Annotated in this window: 20 protein-coding genes, 11 tRNA genes and 1 rRNA gene; 28 read left to right on the top strand and 4 right to left on the bottom strand. The window is 31.8% G+C overall.

Features of this window, described 5'->3' with window-relative positions; translation table 11 throughout:
• The first annotated feature begins 4 nt into the window (after positions 1-4).
• The 12 genes from rrf to ACWCL1_RS03450 all read left to right on the top strand — a co-directional run bounded on the left by rrf (position 5) and on the right by ACWCL1_RS03450 (position 1158).
• A 5S ribosomal RNA gene (gene rrf / locus ACWCL1_RS03505) occupies positions 5-121 on the top strand.
• 6 nt (positions 122-127) lie between these two features.
• Positions 128-200: transfer RNA gene (locus ACWCL1_RS03500), tRNA-Asn, on the top strand.
• Positions 201-216: 16 nt separating this feature from the next.
• Positions 217-308, top strand: a tRNA-Ser gene (locus ACWCL1_RS03495).
• A gap of 18 nt (positions 309-326) precedes the next feature.
• A tRNA-Glu gene (locus ACWCL1_RS03490) sits at positions 327-398 on the top strand.
• A gap of 6 nt (positions 399-404) precedes the next feature.
• A tRNA-Val gene (locus tag ACWCL1_RS03485) sits at positions 405-477 on the top strand.
• Between the two features lie 55 nt (positions 478-532).
• A tRNA-Phe gene (locus ACWCL1_RS03480) sits at positions 533-608 on the top strand.
• A gap of 1 nt (position 609) precedes the next feature.
• Positions 610-692: transfer RNA gene (locus tag ACWCL1_RS03475), tRNA-Tyr, on the top strand.
• A 10-nt stretch (positions 693-702) separates the two neighbouring features.
• Positions 703-773: transfer RNA gene (locus tag ACWCL1_RS03470), tRNA-Trp, on the top strand.
• Positions 774-786: 13 nt separating this feature from the next.
• A tRNA-His gene (locus tag ACWCL1_RS03465) sits at positions 787-860 on the top strand.
• Between the two features lie 9 nt (positions 861-869).
• Positions 870-941, top strand: a tRNA-Gln gene (locus ACWCL1_RS03460).
• A gap of 24 nt (positions 942-965) precedes the next feature.
• Positions 966-1036, top strand: a tRNA-Cys gene (locus tag ACWCL1_RS03455).
• 38 nt (positions 1037-1074) lie between these two features.
• A tRNA-Leu gene (locus ACWCL1_RS03450) sits at positions 1075-1158 on the top strand.
• A gap of 113 nt (positions 1159-1271) precedes the next feature.
• Here ACWCL1_RS03450 and ACWCL1_RS03445 read toward each other — a convergent pair.
• Positions 1272-1820, bottom strand: a complete 549-nt coding sequence (locus ACWCL1_RS03445; RefSeq protein WP_454545536.1) for a TetR/AcrR family transcriptional regulator — start codon at positions 1818-1820, stop codon at positions 1272-1274.
• Positions 1821-1976: 156 nt separating this feature from the next.
• Between ACWCL1_RS03445 and ACWCL1_RS03440 the strand changes: the two genes are divergently transcribed.
• The 8 genes from ACWCL1_RS03440 to pepF all read left to right on the top strand — a co-directional run bounded on the left by ACWCL1_RS03440 (position 1977) and on the right by pepF (position 9634).
• Complete coding sequence (locus tag ACWCL1_RS03440) at positions 1977-3743, top strand: MFS transporter (RefSeq protein ID WP_454545535.1); 1767 nt, start codon at positions 1977-1979, stop codon at positions 3741-3743.
• Between the two features lie 680 nt (positions 3744-4423).
• Positions 4424-4630: a hypothetical protein gene (locus ACWCL1_RS03435; RefSeq protein WP_454545534.1), complete on the top strand. Its 207-nt coding sequence runs from the start codon at positions 4424-4426 to the stop codon at positions 4628-4630.
• Positions 4631-4641: 11 nt separating this feature from the next.
• Positions 4642-4920 (top strand): MFS transporter, encoded by a 279-nt coding sequence (locus tag ACWCL1_RS03430; RefSeq protein ID WP_454545548.1) that lies wholly within the window; start codon positions 4642-4644, stop codon positions 4918-4920.
• Positions 4921-5012: 92 nt separating this feature from the next.
• Positions 5013-5183 carry a hypothetical protein gene (locus tag ACWCL1_RS03425; protein WP_454545533.1) on the top strand — a complete coding sequence of 57 codons (171 nt, stop codon included), beginning with the start codon at positions 5013-5015 and terminating at the stop codon, positions 5181-5183.
• 361 nt (positions 5184-5544) lie between these two features.
• Positions 5545-5943 carry a transcriptional regulator SpxA gene (gene spxA, locus ACWCL1_RS03420; RefSeq protein WP_454545532.1) on the top strand — a complete coding sequence of 133 codons (399 nt, stop codon included), beginning with the start codon at positions 5545-5547 and terminating at the stop codon, positions 5941-5943.
• A 112-nt stretch (positions 5944-6055) separates the two neighbouring features.
• Positions 6056-6841: an adaptor protein MecA gene (locus ACWCL1_RS03415; protein WP_454545531.1), complete on the top strand. Its 786-nt coding sequence runs from the start codon at positions 6056-6058 to the stop codon at positions 6839-6841.
• 42 nt (positions 6842-6883) lie between these two features.
• Entirely contained in the window at positions 6884-7780 is an 897-nt protein-coding gene (locus ACWCL1_RS03410) for a competence protein CoiA (RefSeq protein WP_454545530.1), read from the top strand.
• Positions 7781-7828: 48 nt separating this feature from the next.
• A complete protein-coding gene (gene pepF / locus ACWCL1_RS03405; RefSeq protein ID WP_454545529.1) occupies positions 7829-9634 on the top strand; it encodes an oligoendopeptidase F in 1806 nt (601 codons plus the stop codon).
• Between the two features lie 55 nt (positions 9635-9689).
• Here the strand turns inward: pepF and ACWCL1_RS03400 are convergent, their stop codons facing one another.
• Entirely contained in the window at positions 9690-10301 is a 612-nt protein-coding gene (locus ACWCL1_RS03400; protein ID WP_454545528.1) for a DsbA family protein, read from the bottom strand.
• A 160-nt stretch (positions 10302-10461) separates the two neighbouring features.
• Here ACWCL1_RS03400 and ACWCL1_RS03395 point away from each other — a divergent pair, with 160 nt between their 5' ends.
• Genes ACWCL1_RS03395 through ACWCL1_RS03385 form a run of 3 tightly spaced genes read left to right on the top strand, consistent with a single transcriptional unit; the run spans position 10462 to position 12792 of the window.
• A complete protein-coding gene (locus ACWCL1_RS03395; RefSeq protein WP_454545527.1) occupies positions 10462-11109 on the top strand; it encodes a GTP pyrophosphokinase in 648 nt (215 codons plus the stop codon).
• Positions 11106-11912 carry an NAD kinase gene (locus ACWCL1_RS03390; protein WP_454545526.1) on the top strand — a complete coding sequence of 269 codons (807 nt, stop codon included), beginning with the start codon at positions 11106-11108 and terminating at the stop codon, positions 11910-11912. Before ACWCL1_RS03395 ends, ACWCL1_RS03390 begins: the two co-directional genes overlap by 4 nt.
• Positions 11902-12792, top strand: coding sequence for an RluA family pseudouridine synthase (locus tag ACWCL1_RS03385; RefSeq protein WP_454545547.1), 891 nt, complete (start codon positions 11902-11904; stop codon positions 12790-12792). The genes ACWCL1_RS03390 and ACWCL1_RS03385 overlap by 11 nt, the downstream gene beginning before the upstream one ends.
• Positions 12793-12849: 57 nt before the next feature.
• Here the strand turns inward: ACWCL1_RS03385 and ACWCL1_RS03380 are convergent, their stop codons facing one another.
• Together ACWCL1_RS03380 and ACWCL1_RS03375 are read right to left on the bottom strand one after the other, a co-directional pair.
• The gene (locus tag ACWCL1_RS03380; protein ID WP_454545525.1) at positions 12850-13443 is read right to left on the bottom strand and encodes a copper homeostasis protein CutC; all 594 of its coding nucleotides are present in this window, start codon (positions 13441-13443) and stop codon (positions 12850-12852) included.
• Positions 13444-13464: 21 nt separating this feature from the next.
• Positions 13465-14487, bottom strand: a complete 1023-nt coding sequence (locus ACWCL1_RS03375; protein WP_454545524.1) for a lactonase family protein — start codon at positions 14485-14487, stop codon at positions 13465-13467.
• A 164-nt stretch (positions 14488-14651) separates the two neighbouring features.
• Between ACWCL1_RS03375 and ACWCL1_RS03370 the strand changes: the two genes are divergently transcribed.
• The 5 genes from ACWCL1_RS03370 to ACWCL1_RS03350 all read left to right on the top strand — a co-directional run bounded on the left by ACWCL1_RS03370 (position 14652) and on the right by ACWCL1_RS03350 (position 19393).
• Positions 14652-15002, top strand: a complete 351-nt coding sequence (locus tag ACWCL1_RS03370) for a PTS glucitol/sorbitol transporter subunit IIA (protein ID WP_454545523.1) — start codon at positions 14652-14654, stop codon at positions 15000-15002.
• Between the two features lie 12 nt (positions 15003-15014).
• A complete protein-coding gene (locus ACWCL1_RS03365) occupies positions 15015-15515 on the top strand; it encodes an aminoacyl-tRNA deacylase (protein ID WP_454545522.1) in 501 nt (166 codons plus the stop codon).
• Entirely contained in the window at positions 15505-16371 is an 867-nt protein-coding gene (locus ACWCL1_RS03360; protein WP_454545521.1) for a methyltransferase domain-containing protein, read from the top strand. Before ACWCL1_RS03365 ends, ACWCL1_RS03360 begins: the two co-directional genes overlap by 11 nt.
• A gap of 187 nt (positions 16372-16558) precedes the next feature.
• A complete protein-coding gene (locus ACWCL1_RS03355) occupies positions 16559-17071 on the top strand; it encodes a tRNA (cytidine(34)-2'-O)-methyltransferase (protein ID WP_454545520.1) in 513 nt (170 codons plus the stop codon).
• A gap of 12 nt (positions 17072-17083) precedes the next feature.
• Entirely contained in the window at positions 17084-19393 is a 2310-nt protein-coding gene (locus ACWCL1_RS03350; RefSeq protein WP_454545519.1) for a DNA translocase FtsK, read from the top strand.
• Positions 19394-19396: the final 3 nt, after the last annotated feature.

The following is a 19396-nucleotide window of genomic DNA, read 5'->3' as shown; positions in this document are numbered from 1 at the left end:
ATAGTGCGGTGATGATGGCTTGAAGGATACACCTGTTCCCATTCCGAACACAGCAGTTAAGCTTCAAAACGCCGAGAGTAGTTAGAGGAACGCCTCTTGCAAGGGTAGGAAGTCGCCGTGCTGTTATTCCGGCATAGCTCAGTTGGTAGAGCATCTGACTGTTAATCAGGGTGTCGACGGTTCGAGTCCGCCTGCCGGAGTTTTAAATTATTGCATGGAGAGTTGTCCGAGTTGGCCGAAGGAGCATGATTGGAAATCATGTAAACGGGTAATGACCTGTTTCAAGGGTTCGAATCCCTTACTCTCCGTAAGTAATAAGTTTAGATGACCCGTTGGTCAAGTGGTTAAGACACCGCCCTTTCACGGCGGTAACATGGGTTCAAATCCCGTACGGGTCATTTTATGGAGGATTAGCTCAGTTGGGAGAGCATCTGCCTTACAAGCAGGGGGTCACAGGTTCGAGCCCTGTATCCTCCATTGCAATTTAAGATTGCATTTTTTATAAATATTTGGTATCATACAAATATATTGTGGCTCGGTAGCTCAGTCGGTAGAGCAAAGGATTGAAGCTCCTTGTGTCGGCAGTTCGATTCTGTCCCGCGCCACCACGGAGGGGTAGCGAAGTCTGGCTAAACGCGGCGGACTGTAAATCCGCTCCTTCGGGTTCGGTGGTTCGAATCCACTCCCCTCCATTTTTATTATAGGGATATAGTTTAAAGGTAGAACTACGGTCTCCAAAACCGTCAGTGTGGGTTCAATTCCTACTATCCCTGCTTATATTTTATGGCGATAATGGTGAAGTTGGTTAACACACCGGTTTGTGGCACCGGCACGCGTGGGTTCGAGTCCCACTTATCGCCCTTTTTTATTGGGCTATGGCCAAGTGGTAAGGCAAAGGACTTTGACTCCTTTATGCGCTGGTTCGAATCCAGCTAGCCCAATTTAAGGATTTGATCCTTTTTGATGGCGGTATAGCCAAGTGGTAAGGCAGAGGTCTGCAAAACCTTTATCACCGGTTCAAATCCGGTTACCGCCTTTAATTAATTGTCTTAAGGGCGTTAAAGTTTAATTCATGCCGGTGTGGCGGAATTGGCAGACGCGCTGGACTCAAAATCCAGTGTCCGTTAGGACGTATCGGTTCGACCCCGATCACCGGTATATTTTAGGATTATTAATTGTTAATAATCCTTTTTTATTAGGTTTTTTTACGTTAATTTTTAGTTTAAAAAAGTCCTAGATTTATGTAAATCTAGGACTTTTTGTTTTTATATTTAGTATGCAATCATCTGAGAAAGAGCATCTCTAACTAGTTTAGAAAGTTTTTTAGCAGGTAGCGTATCATGTGTTTCTAGCCAATTTGATATGATATTCCAAAAACCTCCAATAGAATATAATAATATGAATGAAATTTTTTCAGTTTCATTTGAAGATAAATGCCATGGAATGTTAATAGTTTTATATAGATCAGTACTTTGTTTGTTAAACCTTTGTAACAGTAGAATTAATAAGTGATTTTCTTGTAAAGTTTTAAGATTTTTTTCTTCTTTTTCCCAAAATATAAAAAACTTATTAATAAAGTCATTAAAATCGCTTGGAATATCTTGCTTAACATATAAGATATATTTTGCAATAATCTTATCAAAATAATTTTCTAATACAGCATCTTTTGATTTAAATTTTCTATAAAAAGTTTTTCGAGATAATTGTGCAGTATTACATATTTCTGTTACGGATATCTGAGTATACTTTTTATGTTGCATTAATGAAAATAATGCTTCTGTTAACCATTCTTTAGTCTGTTCTGAAATTCTAGTAGACATAAAATTCCTTCCTTTCTGTTACAAAAATAGTATAACTGTGTTTATTGTTAAGATTAATCAGAAAATATTGTTTCTATTTACAGTACTTACTATACTAAAAATGTAATCATGATACAACAGTAACAAAAGGACACATTTGTAACAGGAGGAGAAAAGATGAGTAAAACTAAGAAAAATATGATTTTAATGATATTATGCATGGGTACATTTTTTTGTATGTTAGATACTACAATAATGACGATTGTTCTTCCTGAAATAGAATCAGGTTTAAATGCAAGTTTAGATCAATTATCATGGGCTGTAAATTTATATACAATTGTTTTTGCCTCGCTTACTTTAATTTTAGGAAGAATGGCAGAATTAAAAGGACAAAATCGTTATATGTTGTATGGATTACTTTTATTTACAATAGGTTCAATTTTTAGTGGCATTTCTCGTGATTTACCTTTTTTATATTTTGGTAGAATTGTTCAAAGTATTGGAGCAGCAATTATTTTGCCATTAGCTACTACCATTGGTTTAGCTTCAGTGGATGTAGAACAACGTAATAAAATTGTTGCACTTTTAGGTGGAATACAAGGATTAGCGGCTGCTATTGGACCTACTATAGGTGGTTGGATTTCGCAATATTATGGTTGGCGATGGGTCTTTTTCATCAATGTTCCATTTTTAACAATTACTATCATCATTTTACCTTTTGTAATGTCATTAAAGAGAGTAAAAAATGATGGTAAAAAGAAAGATAACTTGGATTTTTTAGGTGCAATTTTAAGCATGATAATGATGTTTACCTTGACTTTAGCTTTAATAAAAGGGGAAGATTTGCACTGGAATTCATTTGCTATCGTTAGTTTGTTTATTACTTCAATAATTTCTTTAATATTGTTCATTATTGTAGAAAAAAAGGTTAAAGTTCCAATGATTGATATGAAATTATTTAATAGTAGAAATTTTAATGCAGCATCACTGACTTTAATTTTATGTAATTTCTTTTTAGGCGGTTTTGCAATTTTAATGCCTACATATTTAGTTAAAGCAGAAGGATTGTCTGAGTTGCACGCAGCTATTGCGATTTTGCCATATTCAATTGCAGTATTTGTATTTGTTGTATTGTCATCATTAATTATGAAAAAAGTTAATACAAAATTGATGATTATCATAGGATTTATTTCTATCTTTGCAAGTTATGTTTTAATTGGAAATATGTATGATGGCTGGAAAATGAAACTATTTTGGGCATGTGTTTTATTAGGATTTGGATATGGAGTAATTGCGGGGCCTGCTAATGTATTTGCGGCAGCTGATTTTAAAGGGAAACTATTAACTGCTTCTCAAAGTGTTGCTAATGTTTTAAGACAAACAGGTTTAGTTTTAGCTATAGCAATCTTTATGTCAATATTAACTGCTAATGCTACAACTGCAAGAAAGACATTGCTTAATTATGGACTTTCAGAAGTATCCAAAGTAGATTTATCGCAAAGTGTAAAAAATAAACTTAAGGATAAACTTCATTCAAAACTTGACAACAGTGGGAATAAAGCAAAGTCATTTTCTAGTAATAATATTAAAGCAAAATCAATTAAAATTTCAAAAGCTCAACGAAGTATTATTATTAATAAAATTGCTAATAAGCAACTACTATTAATATGTAAGCAAAAAAATGTTTCAGTTGATACTTTTTCACCGGAACAAAAGAAAAGGTTGATTGATAAGATTAAGACGACGATCACTACAAAAATAAATGAACAAATTAATAAAAAAGAAGACAAAATTAATAATAATATTCATTTTATAATAAATAAGGTTCATAATAGAGCAAAAAAAGAAATCAAATATGCATTTCTAAATGTATATAAGTGGACAGCACCACTGGCTTTGATTTCTATTATTCCGGTATTTATTTTTAAAAAGAAAAATAATTAATGCAAGCTATTAACTAAACTATACACTTAATAAAATTTTTTAGATTTATTAATCAGTAAAAAATTTGCTAGAATATAGCATGTAAAATATGAATACTGTTCATCGGAGAGGTTATATCTTTGGTATAAGCTGGATAAGATGTCGTCGAAAGACGGGATTTTATCCAGCTTTTTTTATTTTAGATATGGAGGTTGATGATGTGAGAGATAAAATCAAAATGATGATGGTATTACTTTTAGGAGGATTTATTACTTCTTTTTCAGAGACATTGTTAAATAATGCATTGCCAATTATTATGGAAGAATTACATATTTCTTAAATGACAGCATAGTGGCTAAGTACAGGTTATTTACTGGCGGCGGGTATCACAATGCCAATTGCTGAATATTATTACTAATAGATTTAAATTAAAGCTATTATTTATTAGTGTAATGTCAATCTTTTTAATAGGAACTTTAATTGCTGTTCAGGCTCTCAATTTCTTGATTTTATTACTTGAAAGAATTATTCAGGCAGTGTCAGTGGGAATTAGTATGCCTTTAATTCAAAATGTGATTGCATTAATTTTCCCGCCTGAAAAGCGGGGGATTAGCATTAGGAATTTCAGGAATAGTAGTTAGTTTAAGACTAGCTTTAGGGTCAACTTGTCAGGATATATTGTTGATCATTATAGTTAGAGAATGTTATTCATAATATTAATTCCAATTATCGGATTAACGATTATTTTTAGTTTTTTTGAAATTAAAAATGTAACCTCACAACAGAAAATGTCAATTGATATTTTATCAGTAATATATTCTTCAATTGGATTAGGAGCATTATTATATAGTTTTTCTTCACTAGAAGAAACTAGTAAAAACGGAGGAATTGTTTTAAGACATTTTTAGTAGGAATTTGAATAACGGGAGTATTCATTTTACGTCAATTTAAACTTCAAGTTCCGCTATTACAATTACGTGTATTTAAAGTAAAATCCTTTAAGAAAGTGGCCATTTTAGCTGCACTTTCAGCAATTGCAATGATGGGACCAGAATTAATTATTCCACTGTATAGTCAAGAAGTACGAGGATTATCAGCAATGGTTTTGGGTCTATTACTTTTGCCAGGAGCATTAATGATGGCATTTTTATCACCAATTTCAGGAAGATTATATGATTTGTTTGGAGTAAAAAGTTAGCATATGTTGGGTATGGGTTAGCCGTTATTTCTACAAATCCAATGCTATGGTTTAATACGTCAACTAATATTTATCTAATTATGTTAACTTACTTGATTAGAGTTAGTGGAATTACGCTAGTTTATATGCAAGTTAATGTAAATGAGTTAAATGCTTTACCTAAAGAGTATGTAGTAGATGGAAGTACAGTTATTATTATGATTTTATGCTTAGTTATTGCAATGTTTTTGAAGAACAAAACATCACAAGAAATTAATCTTTAACTTTTTTAAACGAAGTGAATTAAAAGTGATTTATATAACTTTTGCGGATTGTTTTTGTTAAGATATTTATGCGGAAAAAGTGACTTTATAAAGAGTTTTTTCTCATTGTTTTGATAATTTTTAATTTAAAGTAACTATAATAAAAAAACGAATGAAAGCGCAATTAATATTTGTGGATATTTTTAGCCAAATGCTGTTATATCAATATCTATAGGGTGATATTAAAAAAATATATAAATTAAAATATGTTGAAGAAATTATGTTTTTTTATGATATGGCTACTACTATGTTGAAAAAAGTGTATAATAGTAAATGTAAGGTAGTTATTTGGATATGGGTTAAAGTAGAGGAGCGAATAAATATGGTTACTTTATATACATCACCAAGTTGTACTTCTTGTAGAAAAGCTCGCGCCTGGTTAAAAGATCATGATATTCCTTTTACTGAAAGAAATATTTTTTCCAATCCACTTAGTATAGATGAAATTAAGCAAATTTTACAAATGACTGAGAATGGAACCGAAGAGATCATTTCCAAACGTTCAAAAGCTTACCAAGATTTGAATGTTGATATTGACGATTTGCCATTACAACAGTTGTTTGAATTATTGCAATCAAATCCTGGACTTTTACGCCGTCCAATTATTATGGATGACAAACGGCTTCAAGTCGGATACAATGAAGACGAAATTAGACGTTTCTTGCCACGTAAAGTACGTGTTCTTGAATTAGAACGTGCACAAAAGTTGGCAGGGTTTTAATTAAATCTTGGAATAAAACCAAAGGTTACTCGTGATGGGTAGCCTTTTTCTTTAATAATGTGATATGATAGTATCTGAATTCCTAGAGAATTTTTGAAGGGAGGTTCTCTTTATGGAAAAAGAAAAAATTAATGAAAATACAATGCGCGTAATTTTGACTAAAGAAGATTTAGCAGAACGCGATATTTCAATTATTGATTTAATTGGGAACCAAAAAGATGTTGAAGAATTCTTTTATGGCATTTTAGATGAAGTCGATACAGAGCATGAATTTCGAAATCATGGGGCTGTAACATTTCAACTTGTTCCAAGTGGTGATGGTGTTGAACTGTTTATCACTAAAGTTGATCCTGAAGAAGCTGAAAAGTATAATCTTCCAGGAGATGCTAAATTTGATGATAATAATAGTGTAATGTTGTCTAATGTAACCGATGATGATTTAGATAAAATGGGACTTGATAAAGATGTGGCTAATATTTTAAAAAATAAGTTACATGACCCGGAAAAATTAAGTAGTGCATTATCTGAACACGCAAATAATATTTTGAAAAATAACTCAGACAATTCACAAGGAAATAATGAAGATATCGATCCACATTTTCCAGTTAGAATCATGCGAGTAGTTGAATTTAAAACCTTTGATGATGTTATTGGCGCTGTTTCTAATTTAAATCTAACTGTTGAATTTAACTCAAGTTTATTTGAGGAAAATGGTAAATTTTATATGACAATAGCTTTTACTGATAATTTTATTACTGAAGGAACTGTCAGTGATGTAATGGCTGGCTTTTCAGAATTTGGTCAAATTGTCAATGTTGCTCCTGCAGTAATTGCTGAACATGGAAAGTTAATTAAAAGCGAAAAAGCTTTTGAATGGTTAAAATATTATTTTAGCTAAAAAATCGCCTCATTTGCGAATATAACAAATGGGGTGGTTTTTTTGTTTTATGCACATAATTCTAAACAACAGTTAGTTCATATTTCTCAAGTTATTAAAAATAATCAATATTACTGTCCAGTTTGCGGCCAATCAATGATAATTAAAAATAATAAAAAAACAAAGTACTTTGCTCATAAGAATAAATTTTTACATAAAAAAATTGGTGAAAGTCAAATTCATCAACAAGGAAAAGAATTATTAGCACAGTGGATGACAGAACTAGGATATACCGTTCAAGTGGAAGCATATTTAGGACAGATTAACCAACGGCCAGATTTACTATGCCATTCAAGAAATCGAAGAAATTTGATTTTAGAATATCAATGTTCACCGATTACACCGCAGAAGCTTTGGCAAAGATGTTATGGCTACCAAAAATCCGGATTCAATTATTATTGGTTTGTAGGTAAACGATACTGCTTGAAAAGAATGATTTCGCAGCAAACTGCACAATTTTTTCACTACAAGAAAAATTTGGGATTTTACTATATTTATCTAAATGCGGAAAAACAACGACTAGAATTATATTATCAAATTCATAAAGCTGATTTTTTACCGTTAATCTATCAAATTAAATATTTCTATAATTTAAGAACGTTACGTAAATTCATGCAAAACTACAGTGGTAATTTTTCACATACTTTAAATTCGACATTAAGAAGAAAGCAATATAAGAGATTTCAAACTAATTGTTACAAAAATAAAGGACCAATGTTTACTTTAAAAACACAATGCTATTTGATGAAAAAAGATTTTCAAATGATAACTCAAAAATTTTTTAGTGCGGCTTATGAAGAGCCAATTTATCGTCATGGAGCTTTTTATAAAAAAGTAGGAGAATTTTTAAAATTAGAAGATCAAGATTATTTTTGGGATATGCCATTTGTTAGTTTTTAAAGTTGGCAAATTAATTTAGTTTGATAAAATAAAGAAGAGGTGATCAAAATGGTAGAAGTAAAGCAATTACCTAAACGTTCAGCAGTTCCGGTTGAATTGACATGGGACTTAGAAAAGGTATATTCATCTTTGGAAGAATGGTATAAAGACGAAAAAGAAATTAAATTAAAGTTAACTGAATTTGAAGAATATAAAGGCAAATTAGCTAGTAACGGTTTACTAAAAGCACTTCAATTATACTTAGCGATTTATCGTAAGTACGAAAAAGCTGCAGTGTTTGCGTCAATGAAAAATGATCAAGATACTACAAATTCGACGTATCAAAAATTAAAAAGTGAAGCAGAAAACTTAGGTACTATTATTGGTGAAAAAACGGCTTGGTTTCAACCAGAATTAGTTCATATTTCAGACGAAAAATTTACAGCACTTATTGCTAATGAACCTGCGTTAAAACAATATATTCATTTATTAAATGAAATGCGTTCTCAAAAAGAACATCTTTTGAGTGATGAACAAGAAGCTTTGTTAGCAGCTGCAGGCAATATTTTTCAAGCACCAGAAAAAACATTTGAAATGTTGAGTGATGCAGATTTAACTTTTCCAGTAGTTGAAGATGATCATCATCAAAAGATTCAATTATCAGAAGGAACTTACAGTAAATTATTGGAATCAACCAATCAAGAAGTGAGAAAAAATGCATTTCAAGCATTATATAAAACCTATGGTAGTTTTAAAAATACTTTTGCGACAACTTTAACTTCCCAAGTTCAAGTTCAAAATTATCAAGCAAAAGTCCATAAATATCATTCAGCTAAAGAAGCCGCTTTAGCTGCTAACCATATTCCCACAACTGTATATGATGTTTTAATTGAAGAAGTGCATGCGCACTTACCACTTTTACATCGGTATGTAGAATTACGCAAAAAACTGCTTAATTTAAAGCAAGTTCATATGTATGATTTATACACTCCAATCACAGGTGAAAGTCCCTTAAGTTTTACATATGAAGAAGCTCAAAAAAAAGCATTAGAGGCTTTAAAAATTTTAGGTGATGATTATTTAACGCATGTTAAAATAGCCTTTAAAGAGCGTTGGATTGATGTTGTAGAGAACAAAGGGAAGAGAACTGGAGCATATTCATCTGGAACTTATGATACAGATCCATATATTTTATTAAACTGGCAAGATGGAATTGAAAATCTATATACATTAGTGCATGAAATGGGACACAGTATTCATAGTTATTACACCACACATAATCAACCTTATCAATATGGAGATTATCCAATTTTTATTGCTGAAATTGCATCTACTACCAATGAAAACTTACTAACGGATTATTTATTGAAGACACAAGAAGATCCTCAAGTCCAAGCTTATATTTTAAATCACTATTTAGATGGATTTAAAGGAACTGTTTTTCGACAAACTCAGTTTGCAGAATTCGAGCAATGGATTCATCAGCAAGATCAAGTTGGAAAAGCATTAACTGCTGAATCAATTTCTAAATTTTATGGTGATTTAAACCAACAATATTATGGGCCAGCAATTTATAATGATGCTGAAATTTCAATGGAGTGGATGCGAATACCACATTTCTATTATGATTTTTATGTGTATCAATATGCAACTGGATTTGCAGCGGCAACAACATTATCTCAAAGAATTGAAGATGATAGTCCACTTCATACAAAAGCTTACCTAGATTATTTAAAAGCAGGAAGTTCGGCTTATCCAGTGGAAGTGATGAAAAAAGCAGGCGTAGATATGACTAATAAAGAATATTTAGATAAAGCTTTTGCTGTTTTTGAGAAGAGATTAAATCAGCTTGAAAAGTTATTAATTAAAAAATAATAAATAGGCTGTGACTTAATGAAGGTCACAGCCTATTTTCCTTTTTTATGAGTAACTATTCTTTTAATTTAGTTGAATGCAAATGGTGATGTTGACTGACTCCTAAAAGAGTTTCATCTGGATGCAAAATGAGCTTTTCAAATGCATCAAATGATTTTTGAGGATCAAGCGAAAAAGCATAGCTTGGATATTCGGTATTTGAAATTATGACAGTCGGATAAGTTGTAATTTCCATTTCAGCTGCAATTTGTTGATCCTTACGAAATGTTTTAACAGCCAAATCAGATTTACGATCAAGTTCAAATGTTTCCCAATCTAACTTGCTTTTTTGAGCAACTTCATGAACCATTTGATCAGTATAAGAAAAGTTATGGTTAAGAGTTGATTTTTGAATATTCAATAAGAATTCTCGTCCGCGTTTTTGTCCTTGAAACAATGCTGCTTCATAATCAAGTGAGGCATGATAGAGGGTATCTACAACCATATTGCGCATCTTGCATGGCAATCCGGCATGATCCATTGCATATTTTACTGTATTCAAGGTTAATAATGGTAAAACGCGAAAGCGAATTTTTTGGTGCGATTGATTTAACAAATTAATAATCTTTTTTTCAGTTTGATAGCAAGTTTCACTAATTGGATTAATAAATAAATATACCTCTAACATATTTATTGTCCCCCATGCATCAAATTTATCCACCCTTTACTTTAATGAAAAAGTTGTAAATTTGCAATAAATATGTTTTCTATTGAAATCAGTTAATGTTAGCAAGTAAAATTAAAATGTGTGTTAGAATATCTACAGATAGGATTCAGGGAGAAACAAAATGGATAATTGGGAAGAATTTTTAGCACCATATAAACAAGTAGTTTCAGAATTAAAGTTAAAATTAAATACTTTAAAATCACAATTAAGCTATGGAAATAATCATGGTCCAATTGAATTTGTAACTGGAAGAGTTAAGACAAAAGAAAGTATTTTAGAAAAAATGCACCGGAGACATATTGCTCCAGAAAATTTAGGTGTTGATATGGAAGATATTGCTGCAGTTAGAATTATGTGTGAATTTGTAGATGACATTTATGAAATTGTGGGATTATTAAGAAAACGTCATGATATGCAAATAATTGAAGAACGTGATTATATTGCTCATAAAAAGCCAAGTGGATATCGTTCATATCATGTTATTATTAACTATCCAGTTGAATTAGTTGATGGGACAAAGAATTTAAAAGCAGAGATTCAAATTAGAACGCTTGCAATGAATTTTTGGGCAACCATTGAGCATTCATTGAATTATAAATATAAAGGAAATTTTCCACCTGAAATTGAAGAACGCCTAAGAAAAACTGCTGAGGCGGCATTTTTACTAGATACAGAAATGTCAAATATTCATGATGATATAAAAGAAGCAGAGGAGCTTTTTGCTAAACGAATGCAGGTAAATCAAAACATAAAAGAGGACAAGAAATGAGAATCGGAATTTTTGCGAATGATACGAAACATTCATTAAAAATTAAGAGTGAGTTGATTCAAAAATTTTTGGAACGACATTTTATCTTAGATAATGAGAATCCTGAAATTGTAATTACAGTAGGGGGAGACGGTACATTATTATCAGCATTTCATCACTATGAAAAGCAGCTTGAACAAATTCGATTTGTTGGTGTTCATACTGGACATTTAGGCTTTTATACTGATTGGCGTGATGATGAAATTGATGATTTAATCATTAGTTTACAATCTGATAATGGACAATCAATTTCATACCCTCTTTTAGATGTAGCCATACGATATCGTGGCAAAATACTTCCAGAAAGACATTTAGCTTTAAATGAAGCCACTTTAAAAAGAATTGGGATGACAATGGCTGCAGATGTGTATATTAGTGGCGAATTATTTGAACATTTTCGTGGAGATGGGCTTTGTGTATCTACTCCAACGGGATCTACAGCATATAATAAATCTCTTGGTGGTGCAGTGATTCATCCAAGTTTAGATGCAATTCAACTAACTGAAATTGGTTCATTAAATAACTTGGTTTACCGGACAATTAGTTCGCCACTAATTATTGAACCGAATGATTGGATTACAATTTTACCTAGTCAAACAAGTGATTATTTTATGACAATTGATCAAGAAAACATATATGGTCGAGACGTAGAAGAAGTTAAGCTTAAAATTTCAAAGAAGAAAATTCGGTTTGCTAAATACCGACACACGACATTTTGGAGACGCGTTCAAGAAGCATTTATTGGTGATATTTATGAAGATTGATTTTAAATATTCTGGAAATGATCCTTTAAAGTTAAAGACATTTATTAAGAATCAAGGAATTTCACGGCATTTAATGGCAAAAGTACGTAATAATGGTGGTCAATTACTGATAAACGGTAGTGAAAATCGTAAAGTTGACAAAATTAATCCTAATACAGTAGTGTCAATTGTTTTCCCACCTGAAAAGAATCGAAAAAATGAACTAATTCCCTCATTTATACCTTTGGATATTATGTATGAAGACCGCGATTTTTTAATAGTTAATAAACCTGCACACGTGAATTCAATTCCTTCTATTCCGCAGAAAAAAGATTCAATGGTTAATCGAGTATATGGATACTATAAGTTACGTGGATATGATGACATTATTCCTCACGTTGTGACGCGACTGGATCGAGATACCTCTGGAATTATTTTGTTTGCAAAACATCGCTATGCTACTGCGATATTAACGCAACAATTAACTTCTCGTTCGATAAAGAAAACATACTTAGCGATTTTAAGCGGCCACTTAGCTGAAGATCACTTGATGATTAATGAGCCCATTGGAAGATTTCCAGGAAGCTTAATTAAACGCCAAGTAACAAGTGATGGAAAAAAGGCTCAAACAGAGGTCTGGGTTAAACAAGAATTTGCCAATAGCACATTAGCGAAAATTCAATTGCATACAGGCAGAACTCATCAAATTAGGGTTCATTGTAGTTATTTAGGTCATCCTTTAGTAGGAGATACGCTATATGGCGGAAAGGTTGCTATGCCACTTCAAAGACAAGGATTACATTGCAGCGAAATTGAATTTTACCATCCTTTTAAAAAGAAAATGATGCATTTTAAAGCATCATTCCCAAAAGATATGCAAAAATATTTAGAATTAGGATAATAAAATAGACTATGATTTTTGAAACAACCAAAATCATAGTCTATTTTTTAGTTCAGATTAATCAACAAGTAATTGATGTAATCCAAGTTCATTACACAAAGCAGTTAACTTAGCTTCATTTGATGCAGTGACAACTAATTGAGTGGATCCTTGATTATAGTTAACTAATTTTTTTAAATGGCTTAAAAATTCTTCTGAATCAAAATCAGCATGGATTAAAATATAGTCAATTTCATTTTCATTTGCAAAATCAATGGCTTTAAATTGGGCTTGTGAATCTAATTGGTCAAAAACATGATTCAAAGTCACTTGCATGCCGCCACCTGCAGCAATTAACTGTTTTAATACATCTTTATCCAGTTGGTGATCTGATGTAAGCGCACCAATTGCAATGCTATCTAATCCCAATGCTTGTGTTTCAAAAATATCAGCTTCCATAATTTTGACTTCTGAGTCATTGTACATGTAATTGCCGTTATGGGGACGAATTAGTGCCTCTGTAGCAAGATTTTTTTCACGGGTATACTTAATCGCTTCAGCCATAAAACCTTTGCTAACGGTAGTATTATTATTATTTAATTGAACTTTTTGAAAATTATTAATTTGAGATAATTCGCTGATCGTTGCAACAGCTTTTTCTTTAATAATCATAAGGTTATCCTTTCTGCAGTTTTATTTTTGAAAACAAACACAAACCCCTTCAGGCAATGGAATTTCTTGAATAAATTGAAGCTTTCCGGTTTGTTGATTACGTGTAAATAAAGTTGCATTATCACTATTTTGATTAGCAACTAGCAAAAATTTTTCGCTATTATCAAGTGCAAAATCACGCGGAAAATCTCCACGAGTACTTTCAAATTCAATTAATTGAAGAGTGTGATCTGCTTGAACCTTGAAAATTGCAATTGAATTATGACCGCGATTTGAAACGTAAATAAAGTGGCCATCGCTAGAGATGCAAATAGCTGCAACACCATTGTGTTCATTCCAATCATGGGGAATTGTTTTCAAAACATCAATAATACTAAATGTACCTGTTTTACTATCATATTTCAAGGTGGCTACTTGACTACTAAGTTCAGCAGCAAGATATGCATATTCATTGTTTGGCGCAAAAACTAAATGTCGAGGGCCAAATCCACCTTCAAATTCTAAAAGTGCACATTCAGTTAGCTTGCCTTCATTTGAAACATCATATGTAGTTAAAGTATCATTTCCAAGATCAACTACAGCAAGACGACCGTCCGGAGTTAAATCTGCAAAGTGAATATGAGCAGATTTTTGTTCTTTTCTTGGTCCTTTACCCTTATGTTTAATTGTATCTGTTAATGTTAAAGTTAAATCTGAGTTTAATTTATAAACTTCAACTGTGCCGCGATGATAGTAGGCAGCAAAAACTAAATTACGTTTTGAGTCAAAACTAATATAACAAGGACTTGATCCTTTAGTGAGTGGATCTGAAATTAAGTCAAAAGAATCGTCCGGAAGAAAATAATGAGTAATTCCACCAAAATCTCCTTCAGTTGCAATTGATAAAAGTGAATTTTGATTAGTTAAAATCAAATATGTGGGATTTCCAAGTGTAATAATTGGAGTTGGAGCAGAGATATTTTGTTTTTCAGTGTCAAGTGTAGCACGATAAATTCCTTGACTCTTTTTCTTTGTATATGTTCCAAAATAAACTGTTTCTTTCAAATTAATCACTTCCCTGGTTAAGTTATAATTAATTATATCATTTTAGGTGATCAGACTGATGCAAAAGTGCATTTAAACCATTACCAAATAGTTGAGTAAAGCGTTTTAAATTTCATTCTGCGAAAAGAATTTAGTTATGATAAAATAAAAAAGAGGTGAATCAAATGATTAAAACAGAAGTGCTTTCAATTGGAAAACAAGCGTTAAACAAGAAAGATAATTTAGTAATATTATTTGGACCAGAAGTTTCAGCTAGATTAAAAGATGTTTCAGTAATTCAAAAAATAAAGCAAGCAGATTCTTTTAAAATAACAACGCAAATGACTCTAACCATTGATGATCAAACATATAATATCGCACATGTAGGCGAACTAGTTGAAAATAATTTTCAAGACATTCACCATACTGTTTTGGTCTTTGCTCCCGTTTCAAGCGAACCCCGCAGTAATGCAATTTACTTAACTCCAACTGATTTTCCTGAAATTAAAGTGGGCTCTCAAATTGTAATTAAGTAAGAGGCAATTGTTGTGGCAAAAAAGAAAAAATTAAAAAAGACAAATGAAGAACGTATTTTAGATGAACATCAAATTGATTACGAAGAAAAAAATTTTAACTGGGTACAACGAGGTCAAGCTGCATTAGAAGAAGCGAAAAATCAAGGAATAGATCCCGATAGTATTTTAAAAACAATTGTATTACAAGCTAATAATGATACTAAAGACTATTTAGTGATTTGTTTACCAGTTCAAACAGAAATTAATTTGAAATTAGTTGCTCAGCAACTTGGTAAAAAGCAGGTTCATCTAGCAGATAACCAAAAACTTGTAAAAATTACCGGATACGTTCATGGAGCTAATACACCAATTGGAATTAGTTTTTATAAGGGGTTTCCAATATATTTTGATGAAAGGATCAAACCATTTGAAAAAATCTCAGTCTCTGCTGGTAAGTTGGGACGTTCTGTGCGATTAAAGCAAACAGATTTGGTTGATCTTGTGAAAGGAAATTATATTAAAGTTGAACGTTAAACTGAAAAAAATCGATCAAGCTATATTATTTTTAAAACAAAATTTGCATTTGTTTAAGTGTCCTTACTGTGATGCAGCGTTTAAAGATATTGATGAATACAGTATTGCTTGTATTAAAGATCACCGCTTTGATTTATCTAAAAAAGGGACGCTTTACTTATTAAAACGCAAAACTACAAATGATTATGATAATCAAGAAATGTGGACAGCGCGGCGTAATTTACTTCAACATGGATTTTTTGATGGAATTTTAGAGTTAATTTTAGCGCATTTTCCTGATAATGATTTAAATGTTTTAGATGCAGGATGTGGTGAAGGAACCGCTTTAAGTGAGTTATCATTTGCAAGAAAGAAGTTTAATGATAACTATATTGGATTTGATCTTTCAAAAGAAGCGATTAATCTTGCAACCCAACAAGAAATGAGCAATTTCTTTTGTATTGCAGATATAACAGCATTGCCATTTCAAAATGATAGTTTTGATGTGCTGCTTGATATTTTAACTCCATCTGCATACCAAGAATTTAACCGGGTGTTAAAGCCCAATGGAATATTACTAAAAGTCATTCCTAACTCACATTATCTTATTGAATTGCGCCATCGATTATACACACCAGATGATCCGAATTATTCTTATGATAATCAAGCCGTGTTAAAACATTTTAAAGAAATGTATCCTAATAGTGAAATTGAACATGTAAAGTATAAGTTCCCACTAAATACAAAATTAGCACATGATTTAGTGAAAATGACTCCATTACAGTGGGGAAGTTCAATGGATGAAAAGGAAATTTTAAAAACACCATTAGAGTATGTAACAGTTGACTTTTCACTCTTAATTGCATATTGTAAATAATTTATTAAAAGTCTTGTCAAATGTAAAAGATGGTGGTATTATCTTTGATAAGAAAACGGTTGTTAATAATTAACTAGCCAGTTGTTAGTTATTAAATAATTGTACTTCATTAACGTAGCTGTTCGCCGTGCCCACACCGAACGGTTACGCTTTTTTTATGGCTTAAAAAATTGAAAGGAAGACTTACATGACGAATCATATTGCTTTATTTGAACCTTTAATGCCTGCTAATACTGGAAACATTGCAAGAACATGTGCAGGAACTAACACTCATTTACATTTAATTGAACCACTTGGTTTTTCAACGGATGATAAATATTTAAAGCGTGCAGGTTTGGATTATTGGGATAAAGTAAAAATTACTTACCATAAAAATTTACCAGATTTTTTAAAGACGGTTCCAGATTTAAAAAAATTATATATTGTCTCTAAATTTGCTGAACAAACTTATACAGATCCAGATTATACTGATATAAATGAGGATCACTATTTCTTATTTGGAAAAGAAACAACTGGCTTGCCCGAAAATTTTATGCGGCAAAATGCTGAGAAGTGTATTCGAATTCCGCAAAATGATGAACATATTCGGGCATTAAATCTTTCAAATACTGCTGCAATTGTTATTTATGAAGTTTTACGACAACAAGGATTTCCAAATTTAGATAGAACGCATACGTATGAAAATGATAAGCTAAAATAATTGAGGAAGGTTATGACTACTAAAAAACAAGGAAAGAAAACAACGCATAGAAAAAAAACAAGTAAAAAGAAAACACAAGTACTTTCAGAACATGTTATTGGATTAATTCTTTGTGTTATTAGTGTTTTTGGATTTTTTCATTTAGGATACTTAGGAACTTTAATTGCTAATGCATTTCGAGTACTAATTGGAGATGCATATTTAATTGGGATAGTTTTACTTTTACTATTTGGGGTGTATTTAACAATTTATGGTAAAGAACCACAGGTGAAAACACGGTATTGGAGTAGTTTTTTACTAATAACTTTAGGAATCGTTTTAGGATTAGAAGCATTTCTTTTTAGTAAATTAGATTTACACAATCATTTCATTTCCGTGACATGGCAATATTTAGCAAATGATATTAGTGAAGCAAGTCTTGGAAGTGCAGTTGGCGGAGGAATGATTGGGGCAATTTTGTATTCAGTCAGTTATTTTTTACTTGCACAATTTGGATCATATTTACTAAGTGCAATTTTAATTGGTAGTGGAATTTGTATTTTACTTGGGATTTCATTTAGTCAAGTAGCACAAGCAATTGGTCATTTTCTAATGTTAGTTGGAAAAGGAATCGTTTTTTGTTTTGAAAACTTGAAAGTTTTATTCCATTCAATTCTTTCAAGTTTTGAACATAAGCAAACCACTAAAAATGCTTCTGAAATAAAAAATGAACAAGTTGATGTTAATCAAGTATCAATGCCACAAGATGAGTTAGTTGAGCCAGAAAAAAAGGATTTACCAGAACCGATTGTTGAAAAAGAAGATGTTCAAACAGATACGTGGGATCATGAATCAAATCAAAGTACTTCAACAGAAATTCAAGATTCACCTGTAAATTCAGCTAAAGTAACTAATCAAGATTATGAACTTCCTTCAACTCAACTACTTGAAGAAGTTCCTCCAACTGATCAAAGCGATGAACGTAAAGAAATTAAGCATAACCAAGAAGTTTTGAAAAAAACACTAAAAAGTTTTGGAGTAGAAGCAGAATTGAAAAATACAATTTTAGGGCCATCAGTAACTAAGTATGAATTACACCCAGCAATTGGAGTTAAGGTTTCTAAAATTGTAAATTTAACAGATGATTTAGCATTGGCACTTGCTGCAAAAGATATTCGAATTGAAGCCCCAATTCCTGGAAAATCTTTAATTGGAATTGAAGTTCCTAATAAAAAAGTTGCAACAATTTCATTTAAAGATGTAATTAGTGCAGAGCAAAAAAGGCCCCATCATTTACTAGAAGTTCCTTTAGGAAGAGATGTTTCTGGAAAATTAATTACGTTAGATATTACTAAAACTCCTCACTTATTAATTGCGGGAGCAACTGGTAGCGGAAAGTCAGTCGCAATTAATGGGATTATTACAAGTTTATTGATGAATTGTACGCCCGATGAGGTAAAATTAATGTTGGTAGATCCCAAAAAAGTAGAATTAGGGGTTTACAATGGGATTCCGCATTTAATTTCTCCAGTCGTGACAGAGTCTAAAAAAGCGGCAATTTCATTAAATAAATTAGTTGCTGAAATGGAACGACGATATGAAACGTTTGCCAATGTTGGTGTGCGTAACATTGATGGGTACAATCGATTAATTCAAAATCAACAACAATCAATGGAAGCCAGTGAAAAAACAATGCCATATATTATTGGAATTGTTGATGAACTTGCTGACTTAATGATGGTTTCATCTAATGAAGTAGAAGCAGCTATTATTAGAATTGCTCAAATGGGACGTGCTGCAGGAATTCACATGATTATTGCAACTCAACGGCCATCTGTTGATGTTATTACGGGATTAATTAAGGCCAATGTACCTTCACGAATGGCATTTGCAGTTTCTAGTGGAACTGACTCAAGAACGATTATTGATCAAAATGGTGCGGAAAAACTTTTAGGAAGAGGTGACATGCTCTTTAAATTAGTTGGTAAAAAACCAGTTCGAGTTCAAGGGGCGTTCATTTCAGATAAAGACGTTGAAAAGGTAGTATCCTTTGTTAAAGAGCAAGCAGTTGCAGAATATGACGAAAACCTAGCAGTTAGTGATGAAGAAGTTAATGAAAGTACAACGGAAACATCATCAAGTGATGATCCATTATTTGATCAAGTGATTGATTTTATTCAAAAAGAACAAAAGGTAAGTATCTCATTATTGCAACGGCGATTTAAAATTGGATATAATCGTGCAGCACGCATTGTAGATGATTTAACAGAAAAAGGAATGGTTGGACCACAAGAGGGAAGCAAACCACGGAAAGTTTATCTTCCTTCTAAAGAAGATGATTAAAGG

The sequence above is a fragment of the Ligilactobacillus sp. LYQ135 genome (assembly GCF_053711055.1).
Note: the sequence above shows the minus strand (reverse complement) of the source record. Positions and strands in the feature narration are given on the sequence as shown.

What these genes read in the sequence shown, in the direction of transcription:
- ACWCL1_RS03390 (WP_454545526.1), top strand. Translation starts at nt 11,106, where the DNA reads ATGAGAATCGGAATTTTTGCGAATGATACGAAACATTCATTAAAAATT.
- ACWCL1_RS03355 (WP_454545520.1), top strand. Translation starts at nt 16,559, where the DNA reads ATGACGAATCATATTGCTTTATTTGAACCTTTAATGCCTGCTAATACT.
- ACWCL1_RS03385 (WP_454545547.1), top strand. Translation starts at nt 11,902, where the DNA reads ATGAAGATTGATTTTAAATATTCTGGAAATGATCCTTTAAAGTTAAAG.
- ACWCL1_RS03350 (WP_454545519.1), top strand. Translation starts at nt 17,084, where the DNA reads ATGACTACTAAAAAACAAGGAAAGAAAACAACGCATAGAAAAAAAACA.
- ACWCL1_RS03415 (WP_454545531.1), top strand. Translation starts at nt 6,056, where the DNA reads ATGGAAAAAGAAAAAATTAATGAAAATACAATGCGCGTAATTTTGACT.
- ACWCL1_RS03445 (WP_454545536.1), bottom strand. Translation starts at nt 1,820, where the DNA reads ATGTCTACTAGAATTTCAGAACAGACTAAAGAATGGTTAACAGAAGCA.
- spxA (WP_454545532.1), top strand. Translation starts at nt 5,545, where the DNA reads ATGGTTACTTTATATACATCACCAAGTTGTACTTCTTGTAGAAAAGCT.
- ACWCL1_RS03400 (WP_454545528.1), bottom strand. Translation starts at nt 10,301, where the DNA reads ATGTTAGAGGTATATTTATTTATTAATCCAATTAGTGAAACTTGCTAT.
- ACWCL1_RS03395 (WP_454545527.1), top strand. Translation starts at nt 10,462, where the DNA reads ATGGATAATTGGGAAGAATTTTTAGCACCATATAAACAAGTAGTTTCA.
- pepF (WP_454545529.1), top strand. Translation starts at nt 7,829, where the DNA reads ATGGTAGAAGTAAAGCAATTACCTAAACGTTCAGCAGTTCCGGTTGAA.
- ACWCL1_RS03435 (WP_454545534.1), top strand. Translation starts at nt 4,424, where the DNA reads ATGTTATTCATAATATTAATTCCAATTATCGGATTAACGATTATTTTT.
- ACWCL1_RS03380 (WP_454545525.1), bottom strand. Translation starts at nt 13,443, where the DNA reads ATGATTATTAAAGAAAAAGCTGTTGCAACGATCAGCGAATTATCTCAA.
- ACWCL1_RS03440 (WP_454545535.1), top strand. Translation starts at nt 1,977, where the DNA reads ATGAGTAAAACTAAGAAAAATATGATTTTAATGATATTATGCATGGGT.
- ACWCL1_RS03370 (WP_454545523.1), top strand. Translation starts at nt 14,652, where the DNA reads ATGATTAAAACAGAAGTGCTTTCAATTGGAAAACAAGCGTTAAACAAG.